Origin of the sequence: Pseudomonas saxonica, from assembly GCF_007858365.1 — a bacterium.
Lineage (GTDB): Bacteria > Pseudomonadota > Gammaproteobacteria > Pseudomonadales > Pseudomonadaceae > Aquipseudomonas > Aquipseudomonas saxonica.
In genome coordinates this window covers 114,702-134,105 of record NZ_VFIO01000008.1, presented here as the reverse complement: position 1 = coordinate 134,105, position 19,404 = coordinate 114,702, and the positions used below count along the sequence as shown (strand labels likewise).

Sequence of the window (19,404 nt, the reverse complement as noted above, 5' to 3'; positions counted from 1 at the left end):
ATAGGCTTGCAACACAAGATGAAGGCAACTGCGGGCTTTTTCAAGCCCGCAGGTGGCCGGAAACCCCAACCACCTACATTTGAGCTACTTAAGCGGGCATTTGACGCTTGCTGAACACAGAGTCGATCAAACCATATTCGGTTGCACGCTCAGCGCTCATGAAATTGTCACGCTCGGTGTCACGCTCAATAGTCTCCAGAGGCTGACCGGTGTGGTGAGCCAACAGCGAGTTCAAGCGATGACGGATGTTGAGGATTTCTTTGGCATGAATGTCGATATCCGACGCCTGCCCCTGGAAACCGCCCAACGGCTGGTGAATCATCATGCGCGAGTTAGGCAGGCAGTGACGCTTACCCGGTGCGCCGCCAGCCAGCAGGAAAGCACCCATGCTGCAGGCTTGACCAATACAGATGGTCGACACGTCCGGCTTGATGAACTGCATGGTGTCGTAGATCGACATGCCCGCAGTCACCGAACCGCCCGGTGAGTTGATGTAGAGATGGATGTCCTTGTCCGGGTTTTCGGCTTCAAGGAACAACAGCTGCGCCGCCACCAGGTTGGCCATGTAATCTTCGACAGGGCCTACCAGGAAGATGATCCGCTCCTTCAGGAGGCGCGAATAAATGTCGTAGGAGCGCTCGCCACGGGCAGACTGCTCAACAACCATCGGGACCAGGCCGCCAGCGGCGTGGATGTCAGAGTTCTGCTGAATATAAGAATTGCGGGACATGTCCGGCAGTCACTCCCAAATAGTCTTGTCTGAAATACGCATAAGCCAGCTCGAGGCTGGCTTATGGTTGTGTTTTCCAACGAGTCAGAAATCAGTCGGCTTGTGGTGCTTCTACCGGCTTGACTGCTTCTTCGTAAGAGACCGCTTTATCGGTCACCTTAGCCTTCTGCAGAACAGTATCCACAACTTGCTCTTCCAGCACAACCGAACGAACCTCGTTCAATTGCTGATCATTTTTGTAGTACCAAGCTACAACCTGCTCAGGCTCCTGGTAAGCGGAAGCCATTTCCTGAATCATTTCGCGAACGCGATCTTCGTCAGGCTTGAGGTCGAATTGCTTGACCACTTCAGCCACGATCAGGCCCAGCACTACACGGCGCTTGGCTTGTTCTTCGAACAGCTCAGCCGGCAGCTGATCAGGTTTGATGTTGCCACCAAACTGTTGAACAGCCTGAACGCGCAGACGATCAACTTCGCTCGACAGCAGTGCTTTTGGCACTTCAATCGGGTTGGCAGCCAACAGGCCTTCCATTACCTGATTCTTGACCTTGGATTTGATTGCCTGGCGCAGCTCACGCTCCATGTTCTTACGAACTTCAGTGCGGAAACCTTCCAGACCTGTTTCCTTGATACCGAACTGTGCGAAGAACTCTTCGTTCAGCTCAGGCAGCTTAGGCTCGGAAACAGTGTTCACCTTAACAGTGAACTCGGCAGTTTTGCCGGCCAGATCAAGATTCTGGTAGTCCTCAGGGAAAGTCAGGGTCAGAACGCGCTCTTCGCCCGCTTTAGCACCCACCAGACCTTCTTCGAAGCCAGGAATCATGCGGCCCGAACCCAGAACCAGCTGAGTACCGGTGGCGGAACCGCCAGCGAAAACTTCGCCATCTACCTTGCCAACGAAATCAATGTTCAGTTGATCTTCGTTCTGAGCGGCACGATCAGTGACTTCAAAGCGGGTGTTCTGCTTGCGCAGCACGTCCAGCATTTTGTCCAGGTCGGCATCAGCCACTTCGGCGCTCAGGCGCTCGACAGCGATAGTGTCCAGACCGGTTACTTCGAATTCAGGGAATACTTCGAAAGTGGCAACGTATTCCAGGTCTTTGCCCTTCTCCAGCACTTTTGGCTCTACCGAAGGCTGGCCAGCAGGGTTCAGCTTTTGCTCAACAACGGCTTCGTAGAAGGACGCCTGGATGACATCACCCACGGCTTCCTGGCGCGCATCAGCTTCATAACGCTGACGGATCACGCTCATAGGAACTTTGCCCGGGCGGAAGCCCGCGATCTTGGCCTTTTGGGCAGTCTGCTGCAGACGCTTGTTGACCTGGGTCTCGATGCGCTCAGCTGGCACGGTGATGCTCATGCGGCGCTCAAGAGCAGAAGTATTTTCAACAGAAACTTGCATGGATATTCCTCGTTGCACAGACATTAGCCGGCCGTTTCCGACCCCATAATCAAGGGCATGCATTCTAGTGGGTCAAACTCAAGAAGTCACCCTACCGCATTCATACTCAGAAACAGCTGGCACATTATTAAGCGCAAGCAATGATTTGCTTAAACACCTCAATACACAAAAATCTTTATACAGCCCCCTTCAGAGCCTTTTCCCTCTTATATAGAAGCCGGAAAAAATGTCGCTATTTCGACAAAGGAAAAAGATCCAAGGCGCGCATTATCTTGCAACACAGTGACGCTGCGCGGCCGATAAACACCTGACCGACGAAAACGCACCCTTTTCGGGTGGTGCGCCTGCTTAAACAAGGGGACGGTAACTGGAGGGAGAACAGACAGAGGAGGCTTGAGCGCTCACTCTTCAAGACGCTGAAACCCAAATCCAGTGCGGCAACTCATCCCACTGCATCTGCATTTCAAATTTTTGATGCAAAAACGCCAGATTATTAATCTGGCGTTTTTTTAAATATGGGGTGGACGAAGGGGATCGAACCCTCGACAACGGGAGTCACAATCCCGTGCTCTACCAACTGAGCTACGCCCACCATATTGCATGAATCTTTAAAAGAACAAAGCCGCTATAGCGGCTCTATTCCGCGGACCTGTAACGTAAATAACGCTACAAACCCATATTTGGTGCGGACGGAGAGACTCGAACTCTCACACCTTTCGGCGCTGGAACCTAAATCCAGTGTGTCTACCAATTCCACCACATCCGCATTTCAAACACTTGAAGCAAAGACGCCAGATGATTAATCTGGCGGCCTTCTAAATATGGGGTGGACGAAGGGGATCGAACCCTCGACAACGGGAGTCACAATCCCGTGCTCTACCAACTGAGCTACGCCCACCATATTGCCTGTACCACTTTACTTGTGCCAAAGCTGCCTAATGGCGCACCCGGCAGGACTCGAACCTGCGACCATCCGCTTAGAAGGCGGATGCTCTATCCAGCTGAGCTACGGGCGCCTTAATAATCTGTACTCTGTGACGACTACAAACTAAGTGCTTTCAGTATCACCAAGCTGGACAACAACTTCGCTCCACTTTCATAACCAGTGCTAGGCTGTGCCCGACAAGTGCGACGAATCTTATAGACGACCCCGTAGGTCGTCAACTCTTTTTTAAAAAAAGTTCAGAAATATAAAGGAGTTAGGGGAATAAGCAGACCAAGCGCCTTTGCCCTCAGGCCACGGCATGCGAGAATGCTCGTCCTTTTTCCACCCTTTACGATGGTTAATCACGCGTAATGACTGCACAACTAATCGACGGCAAAGCGATCGCCGCCAGCCTGCGCCAGCAGATTGCCAAACGTGTTGCCGAGCGTCACGAGCAAGGCCTGCGAACGCCCGGCCTGGCAGTGATTCTGGTCGGCAGCGATCCTGCTTCCCAGGTTTATGTTTCGCACAAGCGTAAAGACTGCGAAGAGGTAGGCTTTCTCTCTCAAGCCTATGACCTGCCTTCAGACACGACACAGCAAGCGCTGACCGACTTGATCGACCGTCTTAATGAAGACGCGAACATCGACGGCATCTTGCTGCAATTGCCGCTGCCCGAGCATCTTGACGCCTCCAAATTGCTGGAGCGCATCCGCCCGGACAAAGACGTTGACGGCTTCCACCCCTATAACGTTGGCCGTCTTGCGCAACGCATCCCGCTGCTACGCCCCTGCACGCCAAAAGGCATCATGGCGCTGCTGGAAAGTACCGGTCAGGATTTGTACGGGATGGACGCGGTCATTGTTGGCGCCTCCAATATCGTAGGTCGCCCCATGGCCATGGAGCTACTGCTGGCAGGCTGCACCGTGACCGTGACCCACCGCTTTACCAAGGACTTGGCTGGCCACGTTGGCCGTGCCGATCTGGTGGTAGTGGCCGCTGGCAAGCCGGGGCTGGTTAAAGGCGAATGGATCAAAGAAGGCGCCATCGTGATTGATGTCGGCATCAATCGTCAGGCAGACGGCAAGCTGGTAGGCGACGTGGTTTACGAGACCGCCCTGCCCCGCGCGGGCTGGATCACGCCAGTTCCAGGCGGCGTAGGCCCGATGACTCGCGCTTGCTTGCTGGAAAACACCCTGTACGCGGCCGAAACACTGCACGACTAACGCGTAACGCCCGCACACAAAACGGCGCCCACGGGCGCCGTTTTTTTATGCGTGCAAACATTACCGGACAAACAAAAGCCCGCACGAGGCGGGCCTTTGTTCACGCAACAGACAACCTAGTCAGCCAAGCGCCAGGTTGTGCCACCTTTACCATCTTCAAGCACCACACCCATTGCTGAGAGCTGATCACGAATACGGTCTGACTCGGCCCAATCCTTGCCAGCACGGGCTGCCAAACGCGCAGCGATCAATCTTTCGACTTCAGCAGCATCCACTTTGCCTTCAGCGCCCGCCTGCAAGAAATCATCGGCTTCAAGCTGCAAAATACCCAGCACATCAGCGAGCTCCTTGAGACGCGCAGCCAAACCGGCAGCTGCTTGCACATCGCTGTCACGCAGACGATTGATTTCACGCACCATTTCGAACAGCACGGCACACGCTTCCGGCGTGCCGAAGTCGTCGTTCATCACTTGAGTGAAACGCTCAACGAACGCTTCGCCGCCCGCCGGGGCCGCTTTCGGCAACCCTTTGAGGGCGTGATAGAACCGCTCAAGAGCCGCTTTCGCATCCTTGAGGTTATCTTCGGAGTAGTTGATCGCGCTGCGATAGTGGCTGGACACCAGAAGATAACGCACCACTTCCGGATGATATTTCTCCAGCACATCGCGAATAGTGAAGAAGTTGTTCAAGGACTTGGACATCTTCTCGCCATTGATGCGAATCATCCCGCCGTGCATCCAGGTATTGGCGTAGGTTTTACCCGTCGCCGCCTCGCTTTGGGCAATTTCGTTCTCATGGTGCGGGAACTCAAGGTCATTGCCCCCGCCATGAATATCGAACGTCTCACCCAGGCAGCAGGTGGACATTACCGAGCACTCAATGTGCCAACCCGGACGACCCGGGCCCCACGGTGACTCCCAGCTCGGCTCGCCTGGCTTGACACCCTTCCACAGCACGAAATCCAGCGGGTCTTCCTTGGCCTCATCGACTTCAATGCGTGCGCCGATGCGCAGATCTTCGATCTTTTTGCGCGACAGTTTGCCGTAGCCCACGAACTTGGCGACGCGGTAATACACGTCACCGTTACCCGGCGCGTAGGCATAGCCTTTGTCGATCAGGGTCTGGATCATGGCATGCATGCCGGGGATGTGATCGGTGGCACGCGGCTCCATATCCGGCTTGCGGATATTGAGTCGGGCCTCATCCTCATGCATCGCGGCGATCATGCGCTCGGTCAGCACCTCAATCGCTTCACCGTTGTCACGAGCGCGATTGATGATCTTGTCGTCGATGTCCGTGATATTGCGCACGTAAGTCAAATCGTAACCACTGAAGCGCAACCAACGGGTCACCAGATCAAAGGCAACCATGCTGCGACCGTGGCCCAAGTGGCAGTAGTCATACACGGTCATGCCGCACACATACATACGCACCTTGTTGCCATCCAGCGGCTTGAAAACTTCTTTGCTCTTGGTGAGCGTGTTGTAAATCGTTAGCACGGCGGCTTCCTTTAAAACTTGATCACTGGCCCCAGGAGTCACGCAGGGTCACGGTACGGTTGAATACCGGATGACCGGGCTTCGAGTCCTTGATGTCGGCGCAGAAGTAGCCTTCGCGCTCGAACTGGAAGCGGTCTTCCGGCTGTGCATTACCCAACGAAGGCTCAGCACGACAACCGGTCAGCACCTGCAACGAGTCAGGGTTGATGTTTTCGAGGAAACCCGCGCCGTCTTCAGCCTTTTCAGGATTAGCCGAGCGGAACAGACGGTCATACAAACGCACTTCGCACTCGACGCTGGCCGCAGCTGGCACCCAATGCACCACCCCTTTGACCTTGCGACCTTCCGGATTTTTACCCAGGGTTTCAGGATCGTAGGAGCAACGCAGCTCGATAATGTTGCCATCGGCATCTTTGATGGCTTCATCAGCCCGGATCACGTAGCTGCCACGCAGACGCACTTCACCCGCTGGCTCAAGGCGCTTGTAGCCTTTTGGCGGCTCTTCCATGAAGTCATCACGGTCGATGTAGATTTCACGGGCGAATGGCAATACCCGCACACCCATGTCTGCTTTTGGATGGCAAGGCAGCTCAAGGTTCTCGACCTGACCTTCCGGATAGTTGGTGATCACGACTTTCAATGGACGCAATACGCACATTGCACGGGGAGCGCTGTGGTCCAGGTCGTCACGGATGCTGAATTCCAGCATGCCAAAGTCCACCACGCCGTCTGAACGGTTGGTGCCGACCATGTCGCAGAAGTTGCGAATCGATTTAGGCGTGTAACCGCGACGGCGGAAACCCGACAACGTCGACATGCGCGGGTCATCCCAGCCGTTGACGTGCTTTTCATCAACCAGCTGCTTGAGCTTGCGCTTGCTGGTGATGGTGTAGTTGAGGTTCAGACGGCTGAACTCGTACTGACGCGGGCGCGACGGTACCGGCAGGCTTTCGAGGAACCATTCATACAGAGGACGGTGACTTTCGAATTCAAGGGTGCAGATCGAATGCGTAATGCCTTCGATAGCATCCGACTGACCGTGGGTGAAGTCATAGTTCGGGTAGATGCACCATTTATCACCGGTCTGGTGGTGATGGGCATGACGAATGCGGTACATGATCGGATCGCGCAGGTTCATGTTAGGCGACGCCATGTCGATCTTGGCACGCAAAACACGCTTACCGTCTTCAAACTCACCAGCCGTCATGCGCGCGAACAGATCCAGGTTCTCTTCGACACTACGGTCACGGAACGGGCTGTTTTTGCCAGGCTCGGTCAAGCTGCCACGGTATTCCTTGGCTTGCTCCGGGGTCAGGTCGCAGACATAGGCTTTACCTTCTTTAATCAGGTAAATCGCCCACTCGTGCAGTTGATCGAAGTATTGCGACGCGTAGCGCACTTCGCCAGCCCACTCGAAGCCCAGCCACTTGACGTCGCTTTCGATGGCGTCGATGTATTCCTGATCTTCTTTTGCCGGGTTGGTGTCGTCAAAGCGCAAATGCGTCACGCCGCCGAACTCTTGAGCCAGCCCAAAGTTCACACAAATGGATTTGGCATGACCGATGTGCAGATAGCCGTTTGGCTCCGGCGGAAAGCGGGTCACGATCTGTGTGCATTTACCCGAGTCTAGGTCCGCCTGAACGATTGGACGCAGGAAGTTAGCCGGGACAGCAGGGCCAGTCTTTGAATTCAGAGTGGGGTCGACAGTGGGCTTGCTCATAGGATCCTTGAACGTAACAGGTGCGCGGCCTGGGTCGGCCGACTAAATCAAAGCGCCTATCATAGCCGATGCTGTCAAGTCCCTGACAGAGCAGGTGCTCAATCAAAGCGATTGAAATGCCGGCTTTTAACCCCCATATGGCAAAAACACCATCGAAATGCACTGCGAGCACGCTAAACTCCGCCCGCGGCTGTATCTACCCAGCCAGTCCGGGACCCGATGCGCGCATCCCCCAGACCCTACGAATTCCCTGATAGAGCGATATTGATCATGACCCAAGTAAAATTGACCACTAATCACGGCGACATCGTGATCGAACTCAACGCTGAAAAAGCACCGATCACCGTTGCCAACTTCATCGAATACGTGAAAGCCGGCCACTACGAAAACACCATTTTCCACCGTGTTATCGGCAACTTCATGGTTCAGGGCGGCGGTTTCGAGCCTGGCATGAAAGAGAAAAAAGACAAGCGCCCAAGCATCCAGAACGAGGCAGACAACGGCCTGTCGAACGACAAGTACACCGTTGCCATGGCGCGCACCATGGAGCCGCATTCGGCTTCCGCCCAGTTCTTCATCAACGTGGCTGACAACAGCTTCCTGAACCACAGCGGCAAAAACACTCAAGGCTGGGGTTACGCGGTGTTCGGCAAGGTTGTTGAAGGCCAGGACGTTGTAGACAAGATCAAAGGCGTTCAAACCACCTCCAAAGCCGGCCATCAGGACGTGCCTGTTGAAGATGTGATCGTCGAGAAAGCCGAGATCATTGAGTGATACTGCTGATTTCAGATTTGCATCTGGAAGAGGAGCGCCCGGACATTACCCGGGCGTTTCTGGATTTCCTGGCCGGGCGTGCGCGCTCGGCTCAGGCACTGTACATTCTGGGCGATTTTTTCGAAGCCTGGATTGGCGACGATGCGATGACACCCTTTCAGCGCTCAATCTGTGAAGCGCTGCGATCATTAAGCGACAGCGGCACTCAGATTTATCTGATGCACGGTAATCGCGACTTCTTGCTTGGCCAGGCGTTTTGTAAAGCGGCTGGCTGCACACTGATCAAAGACCCGAGCGTGGTCGACTTCTATGGCGAGCCGGTGTTGCTGATGCACGGCGACAGCTTGTGTACCCGCGATGAAGCTTACATGCGCCTGCGACGTTACCTGCGCAACCCTGTGACGCTGTGGGTGCTGCGCCATCTACCGCTGAGCACGCGCTATAAGTTGGCCCGCAAGCTGCGCAGCGAGAGCCGCGCGCAGACCCGCATGAAAGCCAATGACATTGTGGATGTGACGCCCGAAGAAGTGCCACGAATCATGGCGCACTTTGGTGTGCACACGTTGATTCATGGCCACACCCACCGCCCGGCGATTCACAAGTTGCAAATCGGCGAGCAGGCAGCCAAGCGAATAGTGCTCGGTGACTGGGACAAACAAGGCTGGGCATTGCAAGTGGATGAACACGGCATGCAATTGGCGCCGTTTGATTTTGCGCCGCCTTTGATGTTGCCGTCGGCCTAGAAGCCCCTCACCCCAACCCTATCCCAGAGGGAGAGGGGGCAGATTGGTGGCGTTGCTCGAATCTGCTTTTGCCTTTAGTCCCCTCTCCCTTTGGGAGAGGGTTAGGGTGAGGGTGACCCATCAATGCCCGCTCGCCGCTGGCCCCGCCTTCGCAGCAAACGGCGGTTTGGCCAGCCATACCAGCAAAATCAATCCCATAAATAGCCAACCCATCATGGTGAAGTAATCCACGGTGGAGAACATATAGGCCTGACTGGTCAGTATCTTGTCCATCTGCGCATAGGCCGGTGTACTGGCGCCGCCCAGACTCTCCAGCGTATGCCGAGTGACCGGATCATAGGCACTGATGCTTTCACTCAGGTAGGCATGATGCTGGTCCGCCCGACGAATCCAGATCCAGGTGGTCAATGACGCCGCAAAACTACCACCCAACGTTCGCAAGAACGTGGCCAGCCCCGCACCGTCGGCGATTTGATGGGGCGGCAAGTCCGACATCAAAATACTCAGCGTCGGCATAAAGAATAGCGCCACGCCAATCCCCATAAAGAGTTGCACCATCGCAATATGCTGGAAGTCCACCTCGCTGGTGAAGTCCGCACGCATAAAGCAACTGAGCCCGATCGCCAAAAATGCCAGCCCCGCCAGCAGACGCAAATCGAATTTGTGCGCGTACTTGCCCACAAAAGGTGACATCAGCACGGGCAAAATACCAATCGGCGCCACCGCCAACCCGGCCCATGTCGCGGTGTAGCCCATCTGAGTCTGCAACCATTGCGGCAAGATCAGGTTGATACCAAAGAAACCGGCGTACCCCAAAACCAGCACAATGGTGCCAATGCGAAAGTTGCGGTGAGCAAACAGCCGCAAATTGACAATGGGGTGCTTGTCGGTCATTTCCCAAATGATAAACGCCGCCAATGCCACCACCGACAATGCCGTGCCCAGCAAAATGAAGTTGGATTCAAACCAGTCGAGATCATTGCCTTTATCGAGCACGATTTGCAGCGCGCCAACGCCAATGATCAGGGTAATCAAGCCCACATAATCCATCGGTTGACGGGTAATCACCACAGGACGGGCTTTTAATTGCTGGCGAACCACCATGACCGCAAAGATGCCAATCGGGATATTAATAAAGAAAATCCACGGCCAGCTGTAACTGTCAGTGATCCAGCCACCCAATATGGGACCGGCAATGGGCGCCACCACCGTGACCATCGCCAGCAACGCCAATGCCATCCCCCTTTTTGCCGGCGGATAGACGGCAATCAACAGCGTTTGCGTCATGGGGTAAAGCGGGCCAGCCACCAACCCTTGCAGTACCCGAAAGCCCACCAACTCAGGCATGGACGTTGAAATACCGCACAGAAATGAGGCCAGTACGAACAGAATCGTGGCCCACAGAAACAACTTCACCTCACCAAAGCGCCGACTCAACCAACCGGTCAGCGGCAAGGCAATCGCATTACTGACCGCGAATGAAGTGATAACCCAGGTGCCCTGCTCTGAGCTCACCCCCAGATTGCCGGAGATAGTCGGCAAGGCGACGTTGGCAATAGTGGTGTCGAGCACTTGCATAAAGGTTGCCAGCGACAGGCCAATGGTGGCGAGGACCAGGCTGGGCGGAGTGAAAGACGCGTTTGTACTCATCGCTAATCCTTTAAAACCGGGTGTGCAGCCCCGCCTGTTAAGCAGGGCTTATGGATTGGCGAATCAGCGCTGGGCGGTAGCGGCGCTGTTGCTGTCAATCAAACGCGTGATAAGCGCTTCGGCTTCAGCCAATTGCTGTTCGTAGACATTGGTTGTGAACATGGCTTTTTGCGGCGGTTGCTGCGCCAATACCGGGCCACTCTGGTCATGCAGATTCACATCGACCGTAGTTGACAGGCCAACACGCAGGGGATGCTCGGCTAATTGGTCGGCATTGATATGAATGCGCACCGGCACACGCTGGACGATCTTGATCCAGTTGCCCGTGGCATTCTGCGCAGGCAACAAGGCAAACGCGCTGCCGGTGCCCGCACCGATGCTGTCGACCGTGCCGCTGTATTTCACGCTGCTGCCGTAAATATCCGACTCAATGTCTACAGGCTGGCCAATGCGCATCTGGTGCAGCTGGGTTTCCTTGAAGTTGGCGTCGATCCATAGCTGATTCAGCGGAATAACGGCCATAAGGGCCGTGCCCGGCTGCACACGCTGCCCCAATTGCACGGTGCGTTTGGCCACATAGCCTGTGACCGGGGCAATCAAGGTGGTGCGTGCATGCTCCAGATACGCCTGGCGCACTTTCGCAGCCGCGGCCATCACATCCGGGTGGCTGGCCACGGCGGTGTTGTCCACCAAGGCGCTGGTGGTATCGAGTTGTTGCTCGTTATTGCGCAAGGCGCTCTGCGCCGAGGCCAGATCATCCCGTGCATGGGACAGCTCTTCCTGGGAAATGGCCCCACCCACCGCCAGACTTTTACGACGGTTGTAGTTGTCCTGCGCTTTTTGTACTTCGATTTTCTGTGCAGCCACCTGCGCCTTGGTGCCGTTTACATTGCTGAACAGGCCGCGCACCTGACGCACGGTGCGCGCCAGATTGGCCTCAGCACTCTGCAAGCCCACCAGCGAATCGCTTGGGTCAAAATTGAGCAGCACCTGCCCTTCGTGAACCAGGTCGCCATCATCCGCGCCAATGCTCACCACGGTGCCAGTCACCAGTGGCGTGATTTCCACCACGTTGCCATTTACATAAGCGTCGTCGGTGCTTTCGCTCCAGCGGCCATACAGTTCGTGCCAGCCCCAGACGCCCAGACCAACGAGAATGACCAACAGCGCCAAAGCGCCCAGCCAGAGTTTGCGTTTACGCTGATTGCCAGCGTCCTGATCGTTTTGCGTTTGATTCGGTGTGTGTTCAGTAGCCATGACAAGTACCTAATTTATTCTGCCGGCGAGGCTTGAGTGGGAACGGCCGCAGCCGTGTTGCCGGGCTCATAGCCGCCGCCCAGGGCTTGCATCAGTTGAATCGAAAGGTCGATCTGCTCGGCATTCAGGTCAGCCAGCTGACGCTGGGCCTGAAGCAGTTGCTGCTCAATGCTGAGCACATCCAGGTAGTTGCCGATACCCGACTCATAGCGCTGCAATCCGGTGTTGTAGGACTCTTGAGCAATATCCGCAGCGCGCTGTTGAGTGCTGATTTGCCGACCCAGAGCACTGAGCTGATCAAGGCTGTCACTGACATCACCCAGCGCTGCCACCAAGGTTTTGTTGTACTGCGCGACGGCCAGATCGTAGTTGGCATCCTCGGCATCCAGCCCGGCGCGCAAGCGCCCGCCATCAAAGATCGGCAGCGAGACTGCTGGCGCAATATTGAAGAAGCGACTGGCTGAACCAAACAGCGCATCCCCCAACAATGACTGAGTGCCTGCTGCGGCAGTCAGGTTGAGGTTGGGGTAAAAGCGGGTTTTAGCTGCGGCAATATTCTTGCTCGCGGCTTCAACGCGCCAGCGCGCCGCGATCAGATCGGGACGACGGCCCAACAACTCGGCGGGCAATGTGCTGGGTACAGCGACCGCTGCAGGCAGCAAAACGTTGGGCCGAGCGATATCAGCGCCGCGATCCGGCCCCTTGCCCAGCAAAACGGCCAGTGCGATGCGTGCGCTTTTCAATTGCTTTTCAGCGTTGATCAACTGCTCCTGGGAGCTGGCTTCAAGGCTTTCGGTTTGCTGGTACTGATAGTGACTGTCGATACCGGCTTGCAGCCGACGCTGGCTGAGCTCAAGCATCTGCCGGGTGCGCTTCAAGTCATCATTGGCCAGATCGCGAACGCTATAGGCGTGCGCCAGATTGCTGTAGCCGCGCGCCACATCGGCCGCCAGCGTCAGCCGCGCCGCCTGACTGTCGACTTCAGCTGCTCGGGCCTGACCCAAAGCGGCTTCCCAGGTGTCACGCTGGCCGCCCCACAGGTCGAAGGTGTAATTGAACGTCAAATTCAGGTCACGCTCAGTGCTGTAACGCCCCCCCTGCCCCGCAGGATCTTGCGCGCGCGCCAGGCGCGAACGCGATACATCAGCCCCGGCGTCCAGCGTCGGCATACGCGCCGCATCCGCTGCACCCGCCGCCGCTGCAGCCTGATGGGCACGGGCGGCGGCCATTTGCATGTCCGGGCTGTCGCGCAAGGCCTCATCAATCAAGCCATCGAGCTGGGTATCACCCAAGCGACGCCACCAGTTCTTCTCGGGCCACGCGGCCGGCGTGATGTTGACGCCTTCGAGCGATTGACTCGCCTTGAGGTTTTTCTCGTCAAGGCGCTGACCTTCGGTGGTCAACCCGCTATAGCTGGCGCAACCTGCCAGCACCATTGACACAAACACCAGGCTCAGGCCTGTACTTAGCGTTTTGTTGCTCATTTTTCACCCAAGCGCATGATGGTGATGGGGTCACCCGCCGCCAGCAGTATTTTTTTGAGAATCTGTTCCAGGCTTTGCAGCTCTTCGGGGCTGATATCACCCGCCAACTGGTTCATGGCGTCAGCCCCTATTTGCGGCAGCAGGTTTGCCAGCGCTTGACCGTCTTCCGTGAGAACCAGACGTACCTGGCGCCTGTCGGCCTCGGAACGCTGGCGAACCAGCAGGTTCTTCTGTTCAAGCCTGTCGAGCATGCGGGTCATGGCGCCGCTGTCCAAAGACAGGTGACGACACAGCTCGGCCGGAGTATCCACAGCAAACTGAGCCATGATGATCAGCACTTTGAATTGCGCCGCTGTGATGCCGTAAGGCTCCATATGGCGGTCAATGATGCGATCTTTAAGCATTGCCGCACGGCCCAACAACAGACCCAGGGTGCAGTTTTGAAAATTATCGGGATGAAAGTGCTTCATCGGGTCACCAGAACGCTGCCCTGAGAGTAATGTTTCAAGATATTACTGCTTAGGCAGTTAATGTCAAGGCGAACATTAGCTTGCTATCTATTTGATTACGAATTCGGGGAATGGGGATCAATGCATAGCCGCCGAAGGCTACGTTCGAAGTAGCCTTCGTGAATTCGGGTTAGGCGATTGTTTCGCAACCGGACGCAGCCTACGGCAGCTGCTACGCGAGGTTAAGCGGCAGTGGGCACGCCACTGTGGAAACGGAATTCCACATCGGGGGATTCAATCAGTTCTTGCTCGGCAGCCCTCACGCGCTCGATCACGAGAGCTATGTCCTTGGCGTCACCGTACTGATAGGCCAGTTTCAGATAACCCTGAAAATGTCGGGCTTCACTTTTGAGCAAGCCGAAATAGAACGTGCCGAGTTCTTCATCCAAATGTGGCACCAGTGCTTCGAAACGCTCGCAACTGCGCGCTTCGATGAATGCCCCAACTACCAGGGTATCAACCAGTTTGACCGGTTCATGGTTACGCACCACCTTGCGCAAACCCGAGGCATAACGGCCTGCCGACAATTGGCGCAGTTCAATTTTGCGCTTCTTCATCAACCGCATGACCTGCTCATGGTGCACCAACTCTTCACGAGCCAGACGCGACATCATATTGATCAGATCCGCATGCGAGTGGTATTTGGCAATCAGGCTCAAGGCTGTACTGGCCGCCTTGAATTCGCAGTTCTTATGATCGATCAGCATGGTTTCCTGATCAGCCAGCGCAGCCTGAATCCAGCCATCCGGCGTGCGGCAACCCAAAAACTCATGAATTTCAGGAAGGTTCATGCGCACACTCCTGTCCATTGGGGGTTGCATAGCAGACAGGCAGTGTTTTGAGGAATCGCAGACATGAGGCTCACTAAGGCGGGAGAGAGGCGTGGCAAAAGCGGCTGATTATACGGGGGCATGGTGCGCGGCACCAACCGCCAGATTTGACCTGCATCAACATGGCATTTTGCACCGAACAACTATAGTGAGCGCCTGCACCTTCATTCTTGACGGAGTTATAGGTCATGCAAAACACTCGCAAGCTGCTAGTGGTGATAGACCCCAAGCACAATGACAGCCCGGCCCTCAAACGCGCCAAACAGATCGCCGACAAGACCAAAGCCCATATTCACTTGCTGATATGTGACAAAGATAACGATCATCTGGCGCTGTTAAGCCTGCTTCAGAAAGGGTTGGTGGAGAGCGGTTACAGTGTCAGCACTGAATGCGCCTGGCACGGTAGCGAGCACGAAACCATCATCAATATCCAGCAAGCCCTTAATTGCGGGCTGGTCATCAAGCAACACCTTCCCGAAAATCCGATCAAAGCCCTGCTATTGACGCCAGAAGACTGGAAACTGCTGCGTATGTGCCCATGCCCGGTACTGATAGCCAAACACAGCAGAGCCTGGGAAGGTGGCGTGGTATTGGCCGCAGTGGACGTGGGCAATACCGAGCCCGAGCACCGGCAACTGCACGAAAGCATTGTCGACAGCGGTTTCAATATTGCCAGCCTCATCAAAGGCGAACTGCATGTGGTCAGCGCTTTTCCACCCCCCATGCTGGCCACGGTCGATGCTGTCTACCCCATCGTCACCGACTATGAAGCGAGTTATCGCGCAGCCTGCAAAGAATTTCAGAGCACCAGCGACATCAGTGACAGTCGCCTGCACATAGAACAAGGCCCGCCTGACGTCATTATTCCGCTGCTGGCCGAGAAACTGAATGCAGTCGTGACCGTTTTGGGGACTGTCGCCCGCACGGGTCTGTCCGGCGCGCTGATTGGCAATACGGCCGAAGCAGTAATCGATGCGGTCGAAACTGACGTTCTGGTGATTAAACCGCAGGACAGAATTCAGCAGCTGGAAGCTGAGCTGAACGCAAAAATCTGATTGCGCAGCGACACACCGATCGCGTCGCAGTTGCGCTGAGCAACTGCGACGGCGCCAGCGTGCCCGAAAGAGGCGCTATTCGCCCATCACATCGCGCAGGAAACCCGGTGCGATATAGCGTTCGTAGTGAGCTTCGGACAGGAGGAAAAATTCCCGATCGATGGCGTCCCGAAGCTCAGGCAAGGGCCAACCGCGGAACTCAGGCAACAACACCATGCCGTACATTTCCAACTGGTTGATCACCCGTGCCCCGCGGGCAATCAATTGATATGCCCAGCAATATTCCGACTGATGCGGTACAAAACGGATTTTACGCATCACCAACTGGTCACGCAGCGCGGCCGGGTCGAAGACTTCCACCTTACCCGCCATGACCTGCACCAACAGTTGCTCAAGCCTCAGCCAGACAGCGCGCTTTTGCTCATCGTTGTAGCCATTCCAATGGATCACTTCATGATGGAAACGTTTGCAACCACGGCACACGAGATCGCCATAAACCGTTGAGCACAGGCCGATGCAGGGAGTCTTGATGGTTTGATTGGACATGGCGCAATAGAGCACTTGAGAACGAAACAGGCGCCCATGTTAGCCCTTTGTCTAACGCATATCACCCCTCAACCTTCAGGGCCTAACTTACCTTTAACAAGTTTTTACCGTAGAATCAGCCTGCCTTTTAAGGCGCCAATGTCCGTTGGAAGCTGTTTTCAAAGCGTCACGAGCACAGTTGATCCCCAAGAACGGTGTTGGTGATGGGCCTTTGTCATGCAAATGCCCACACCAACCTGCATCACCTCCCCGTTCCGAAGGCGTAAAACTTTGAAAACAGCTTCTGTTGGGAATCCTTGAAACTCTGGCTAAGCGGCTCAAAAAGCCCCGCAGCGCATGAGAACTTGGCATTCCTGGATGAGCGTCCCGGACACCCATTTGGGACCAATGATGAGGGTAATAACTGTGCTTGAAGCCTACCGCAAACATATCGAAGAGCGTGCAGCCCTGGGTATCGTTCCCCAGCCGCTTAACGCCGAACAAACCGCAGGCCTGGTCGAGCTGCTGAAAAACCCGCCAGCTGGCGAAGAAGCGTTCCTCGTTGACCTGATCACCAACCGCGTTCCACCTGGTGTTGACGAAGCTGCCTACGTGAAGGCCGGCTTCCTGTCCGCCCTCGCCAAAGGCGAAGTGACTTCCCCCCTGATCGACAAAAAGCGCGCTGTTGAGCTGCTGGGCACCATGCAAGGCGGCTACAACATCGTGACTCTGGTCGAGATGCTGGACGACGCAGAGCTGGCTCCGGTTGCCGCAACGCAACTCAAGCACACCCTGCTGATGTTCGACGCCTTCCACGACGTTGCTGAAAAAGCCAAAAACGGCAACCCGCACGCCAAAGCAGTTGTGCAGTCCTGGGCTGACGGCGAGTGGTTCAAGAACCGTCCGACCCTGGCCGACAAAATCAGCCTGCGCGTATTCAAGGTCACCGGCGAAACCAACACCGACGACCTGTCGCCTGCTCCAGACGCTTGGTCGCGCCCTGACATCCCGCTGCACGCCCTGGCCATGCTGAAAATGGCCCGCGACGGTATCGTGCCGGACGTGCAAGGCTCCATCGGCCCGATGAAGCAAATTGAAGAAATGCGCGGTCAAGGCTTCCCTATCGCTTACGTCGGTGACGTAGTAGGTACCGGTTCGTCGCGTAAATCGGCTACCAACTCCGTACTGTGGTTCTTCGGCGACGACGTGCCTTACGTGCCGAACAAGCGCGCTGGCGGTTTCTGCTTCGGCAGCAAAATCGCTCCGATCTTCTACAACACGATGGAAGATGCCGGCGCACTGCCAATCGAATTCGATGTTTCCAACATCAACATGGGCGACGTGATCGACCTGTACCCGCACGCTGGCAAGGTCTGCAAGCACGGTACTGACGAAGTCATCACCACCTTCGAACTGAAAACTCCGGTTCTGTTGGATGAAGTTCGCGCTGGCGGCCGTATTCCGCTGATCATCGGCCGTGGTCTGACCGAGAAGGCTCGCGCTGAACTGGGCCTTGGCCCATCCGACCTGTTCAAAAAGCCGGAAGCACCGATCGAAAGCACCAAGGGTTTCACCCTGGCGCAGAAGATGGTGGGCAAGGCTTGCGGCGTTACCGGCGTACGTCCGGGCACTTACTGCGAACCGAAGATGACCACCGTAGGTTCTCAGGACACCACCGGTCCAATGACCCGTGATGAACTGAAAGACCTGGCGTGCCTGGGCTTCTCCGCTGATCTGGTGATGCAGTCGTTCTGCCACACCGCGGCCTATCCAAAGCCGATCGACGTGACCACCCACCACACCCTGCCTGACTTCATCATGACCCGTGGCGGCGTTTCCCTGCGTCCGGGCGACGGCATCATCCACAGCTGGCTGAACCGCATGCTGCTGCCGGACACCGTCGGTACGGGTGGTGACTCGCACACCCGCTTCCCAATGGGCATTTCGTTCCCTGCAGGTTCGGGTCTGGTGGCATTCGCCGCAGCCACTGGTGTAATGCCACTGGACATGCCGGAATCGGTTCTGGTTCGCTTCAAAGGCGAAATGCAGCCGGGCATCACCCTGCGTGACCTGGTTCATGCCATTCCTTACGTCGCCATCCAGAAAGGCCTGCTGACGGTAGAGAAGAAAGGCAAGATCAACGAGTTCTCGGGTCGCATCCTGGAAATCGAAGGTCTGAACAACCTGAGCATCGAGCAAGCGTTCGAACTGTCCGACGCCTCGGCAGAACGTTCCGCTGCTGGCTGCACCATCAAGTTGTCCAAAGAATCGATCACCGAATACCTGAACTCCAACATCACCCTGCTGCGCTGGATGATCGGTGAAGGTTACGGCGATGCACGTACCCTTGAGCGCCGCGCTCAAGCGATGGAAGCCTGGATTGCCAATCCTGAACTGATGGAAGCCGATGCTGACGCCGAATACGCGCACATCATCGAAATCGATCTGGCTGACATCAACGAGCCAGTGCTCTGCGCGCCAAACGACCCGGATGACGCCCGTCTGCTCTCCACCGTTGCCGGTGAGAAGATCGACGAAGTGTTTATCGGTTCGTGCATGACCAACATCGGCCACTTCCGCGCTGCCGGCAAGTTGCTGGACAAGGTCAAAGGTCAGCTGCCAACTCGTCTGTGGCTATCGCCTCCGACCAAGATGGACGCTCACCAACTGACCGAAGAAGGCTACTACGGCATCTACGGCAAAGCGGGCGCTCGCATGGAAATGCCAGGTTGCTCGCTGTGCATGGGTAACCAGGCACGTGTAGAACCGAACTCGACTGTTGTGTCGACGTCGACCCGTAACTTCCCGAACCGTCTGGGTGACGGCGCGAACGTTTACCTGGCTTCGGCTGAGTTGGCGTCGGTTGCCTCGATCCTGGGTCGCCTGCCTTCCGTTGAGGAATACATGGCCTACGCGGCAGAGATCAACACCATGGCAGCGGACGTATACCGCTACCTGAGCTTTGATCAGATCGCCGAATTCCGTGAAGCGGCAGCCAATGCCAATATCCCGGTTATTCAAGCGTAAGTTGATGCTGTAACGAAAAAGCCCCGGCTGCGAAGTCCGGGGCTTTTT

The 19,404-nt window shown here is 56.0% G+C and carries 15 protein-coding genes and 4 tRNA genes; 5 read left to right on the top strand and 14 right to left on the bottom strand.

What is annotated here, in order from left to right; all coding sequences use genetic code 11:
• Positions 1-88: 88 nt before the first annotated feature.
• The 6 genes from clpP to FJD38_RS18595 all read right to left on the bottom strand — a co-directional run bounded on the left by clpP (position 89) and on the right by FJD38_RS18595 (position 3,148).
• Complete coding sequence (clpP, locus tag FJD38_RS18620; RefSeq protein WP_122786096.1) at positions 89-730, bottom strand: ATP-dependent Clp endopeptidase proteolytic subunit ClpP; 642 nt, start codon at positions 728-730, stop codon at positions 89-91.
• Positions 731-821: 91 nt separating this feature from the next.
• Positions 822-2,132 (bottom strand): trigger factor, encoded by a 1,311-nt coding sequence (gene tig, locus FJD38_RS18615; protein WP_122786097.1) that lies wholly within the window; start codon positions 2,130-2,132, stop codon positions 822-824.
• Between the two features lie 516 nt (positions 2,133-2,648).
• Positions 2,649-2,724 (bottom strand) — tRNA-His (locus FJD38_RS18610).
• 89 nt (positions 2,725-2,813) lie between these two features.
• A tRNA-Leu gene (locus FJD38_RS18605) sits at positions 2,814-2,898 on the bottom strand.
• A gap of 56 nt (positions 2,899-2,954) precedes the next feature.
• Positions 2,955-3,030, bottom strand: a tRNA-His gene (locus tag FJD38_RS18600).
• A gap of 41 nt (positions 3,031-3,071) precedes the next feature.
• A tRNA-Arg gene (locus FJD38_RS18595) sits at positions 3,072-3,148 on the bottom strand.
• A 280-nt stretch (positions 3,149-3,428) separates the two neighbouring features.
• Here FJD38_RS18595 and folD point away from each other — a divergent pair.
• Positions 3,429-4,283, top strand: a complete 855-nt coding sequence (gene folD / locus FJD38_RS18590) for a bifunctional methylenetetrahydrofolate dehydrogenase/methenyltetrahydrofolate cyclohydrolase FolD (RefSeq protein ID WP_122786098.1) — start codon at positions 3,429-3,431, stop codon at positions 4,281-4,283.
• 116 nt (positions 4,284-4,399) lie between these two features.
• On the opposite strand, the gene cysS is transcribed toward folD, so the two are convergent.
• Together cysS and FJD38_RS18580 are read right to left on the bottom strand one after the other, a co-directional pair.
• On the bottom strand, positions 4,400-5,782 hold the full coding sequence (gene cysS / locus FJD38_RS18585) for a cysteine--tRNA ligase (protein WP_146386811.1): 1,383 nt from the start codon (positions 5,780-5,782) through the stop codon (positions 4,400-4,402).
• A gap of 22 nt (positions 5,783-5,804) precedes the next feature.
• Positions 5,805-7,502, bottom strand: coding sequence for a glutamine--tRNA ligase/YqeY domain fusion protein (locus FJD38_RS18580; RefSeq protein WP_146386809.1), 1,698 nt, complete (start codon positions 7,500-7,502; stop codon positions 5,805-5,807).
• Positions 7,503-7,772: 270 nt separating this feature from the next.
• On the opposite strand from FJD38_RS18580, the gene FJD38_RS18575 reads away from it, so the two are divergent.
• Together FJD38_RS18575 and lpxH are read left to right on the top strand one after the other, a co-directional pair.
• Positions 7,773-8,276, top strand: coding sequence for a peptidylprolyl isomerase (locus FJD38_RS18575; RefSeq protein WP_122786101.1), 504 nt, complete (start codon positions 7,773-7,775; stop codon positions 8,274-8,276).
• Positions 8,273-9,019: a UDP-2,3-diacylglucosamine diphosphatase gene (lpxH, locus tag FJD38_RS18570; protein WP_146386807.1), complete on the top strand. Its 747-nt coding sequence runs from the start codon at positions 8,273-8,275 to the stop codon at positions 9,017-9,019. The genes FJD38_RS18575 and lpxH overlap by 4 nt, the downstream gene beginning before the upstream one ends.
• A gap of 120 nt (positions 9,020-9,139) precedes the next feature.
• On the opposite strand, the gene FJD38_RS18565 is transcribed toward lpxH, so the two are convergent.
• The 5 genes from FJD38_RS18565 to FJD38_RS18545 all read right to left on the bottom strand — a co-directional run bounded on the left by FJD38_RS18565 (position 9,140) and on the right by FJD38_RS18545 (position 14,710).
• Positions 9,140-10,669, bottom strand: a complete 1,530-nt coding sequence (locus FJD38_RS18565; RefSeq protein WP_146386805.1) for a DHA2 family efflux MFS transporter permease subunit — start codon at positions 10,667-10,669, stop codon at positions 9,140-9,142.
• 63 nt (positions 10,670-10,732) lie between these two features.
• A complete protein-coding gene (locus FJD38_RS18560; RefSeq protein WP_122783184.1) occupies positions 10,733-11,926 on the bottom strand; it encodes an HlyD/EmrA/EmrK family protein in 1,194 nt (397 codons plus the stop codon).
• Positions 11,927-11,940: 14 nt separating this feature from the next.
• A complete protein-coding gene (locus FJD38_RS18555) occupies positions 11,941-13,410 on the bottom strand; it encodes an efflux transporter outer membrane subunit (RefSeq protein ID WP_122783183.1) in 1,470 nt (489 codons plus the stop codon).
• The gene (locus FJD38_RS18550) at positions 13,407-13,880 is read right to left on the bottom strand and encodes a MarR family winged helix-turn-helix transcriptional regulator (protein WP_122783182.1); all 474 of its coding nucleotides are present in this window, start codon (positions 13,878-13,880) and stop codon (positions 13,407-13,409) included. The genes FJD38_RS18555 and FJD38_RS18550 overlap by 4 nt, the downstream gene beginning before the upstream one ends.
• A 221-nt stretch (positions 13,881-14,101) precedes the next feature.
• Positions 14,102-14,710 (bottom strand): MiaE family protein, encoded by a 609-nt coding sequence (locus FJD38_RS18545; protein ID WP_122783181.1) that lies wholly within the window; start codon positions 14,708-14,710, stop codon positions 14,102-14,104.
• 227 nt (positions 14,711-14,937) lie between these two features.
• On the opposite strand from FJD38_RS18545, the gene FJD38_RS18540 reads away from it, so the two are divergent.
• On the top strand, positions 14,938-15,804 hold the full coding sequence (locus FJD38_RS18540) for a universal stress protein (RefSeq protein WP_146386803.1): 867 nt from the start codon (positions 14,938-14,940) through the stop codon (positions 15,802-15,804).
• A 75-nt stretch (positions 15,805-15,879) separates the two neighbouring features.
• On the opposite strand, the gene FJD38_RS18535 is transcribed toward FJD38_RS18540, so the two are convergent.
• Entirely contained in the window at positions 15,880-16,350 is a 471-nt protein-coding gene (locus tag FJD38_RS18535; protein WP_122783179.1) for a DUF1289 domain-containing protein, read from the bottom strand.
• A gap of 405 nt (positions 16,351-16,755) precedes the next feature.
• On the opposite strand from FJD38_RS18535, the gene acnB reads away from it, so the two are divergent.
• Entirely contained in the window at positions 16,756-19,356 is a 2,601-nt protein-coding gene (acnB, locus tag FJD38_RS18530) for a bifunctional aconitate hydratase 2/2-methylisocitrate dehydratase (protein WP_122783178.1), read from the top strand.
• Positions 19,357-19,404: the final 48 nt, after the last annotated feature.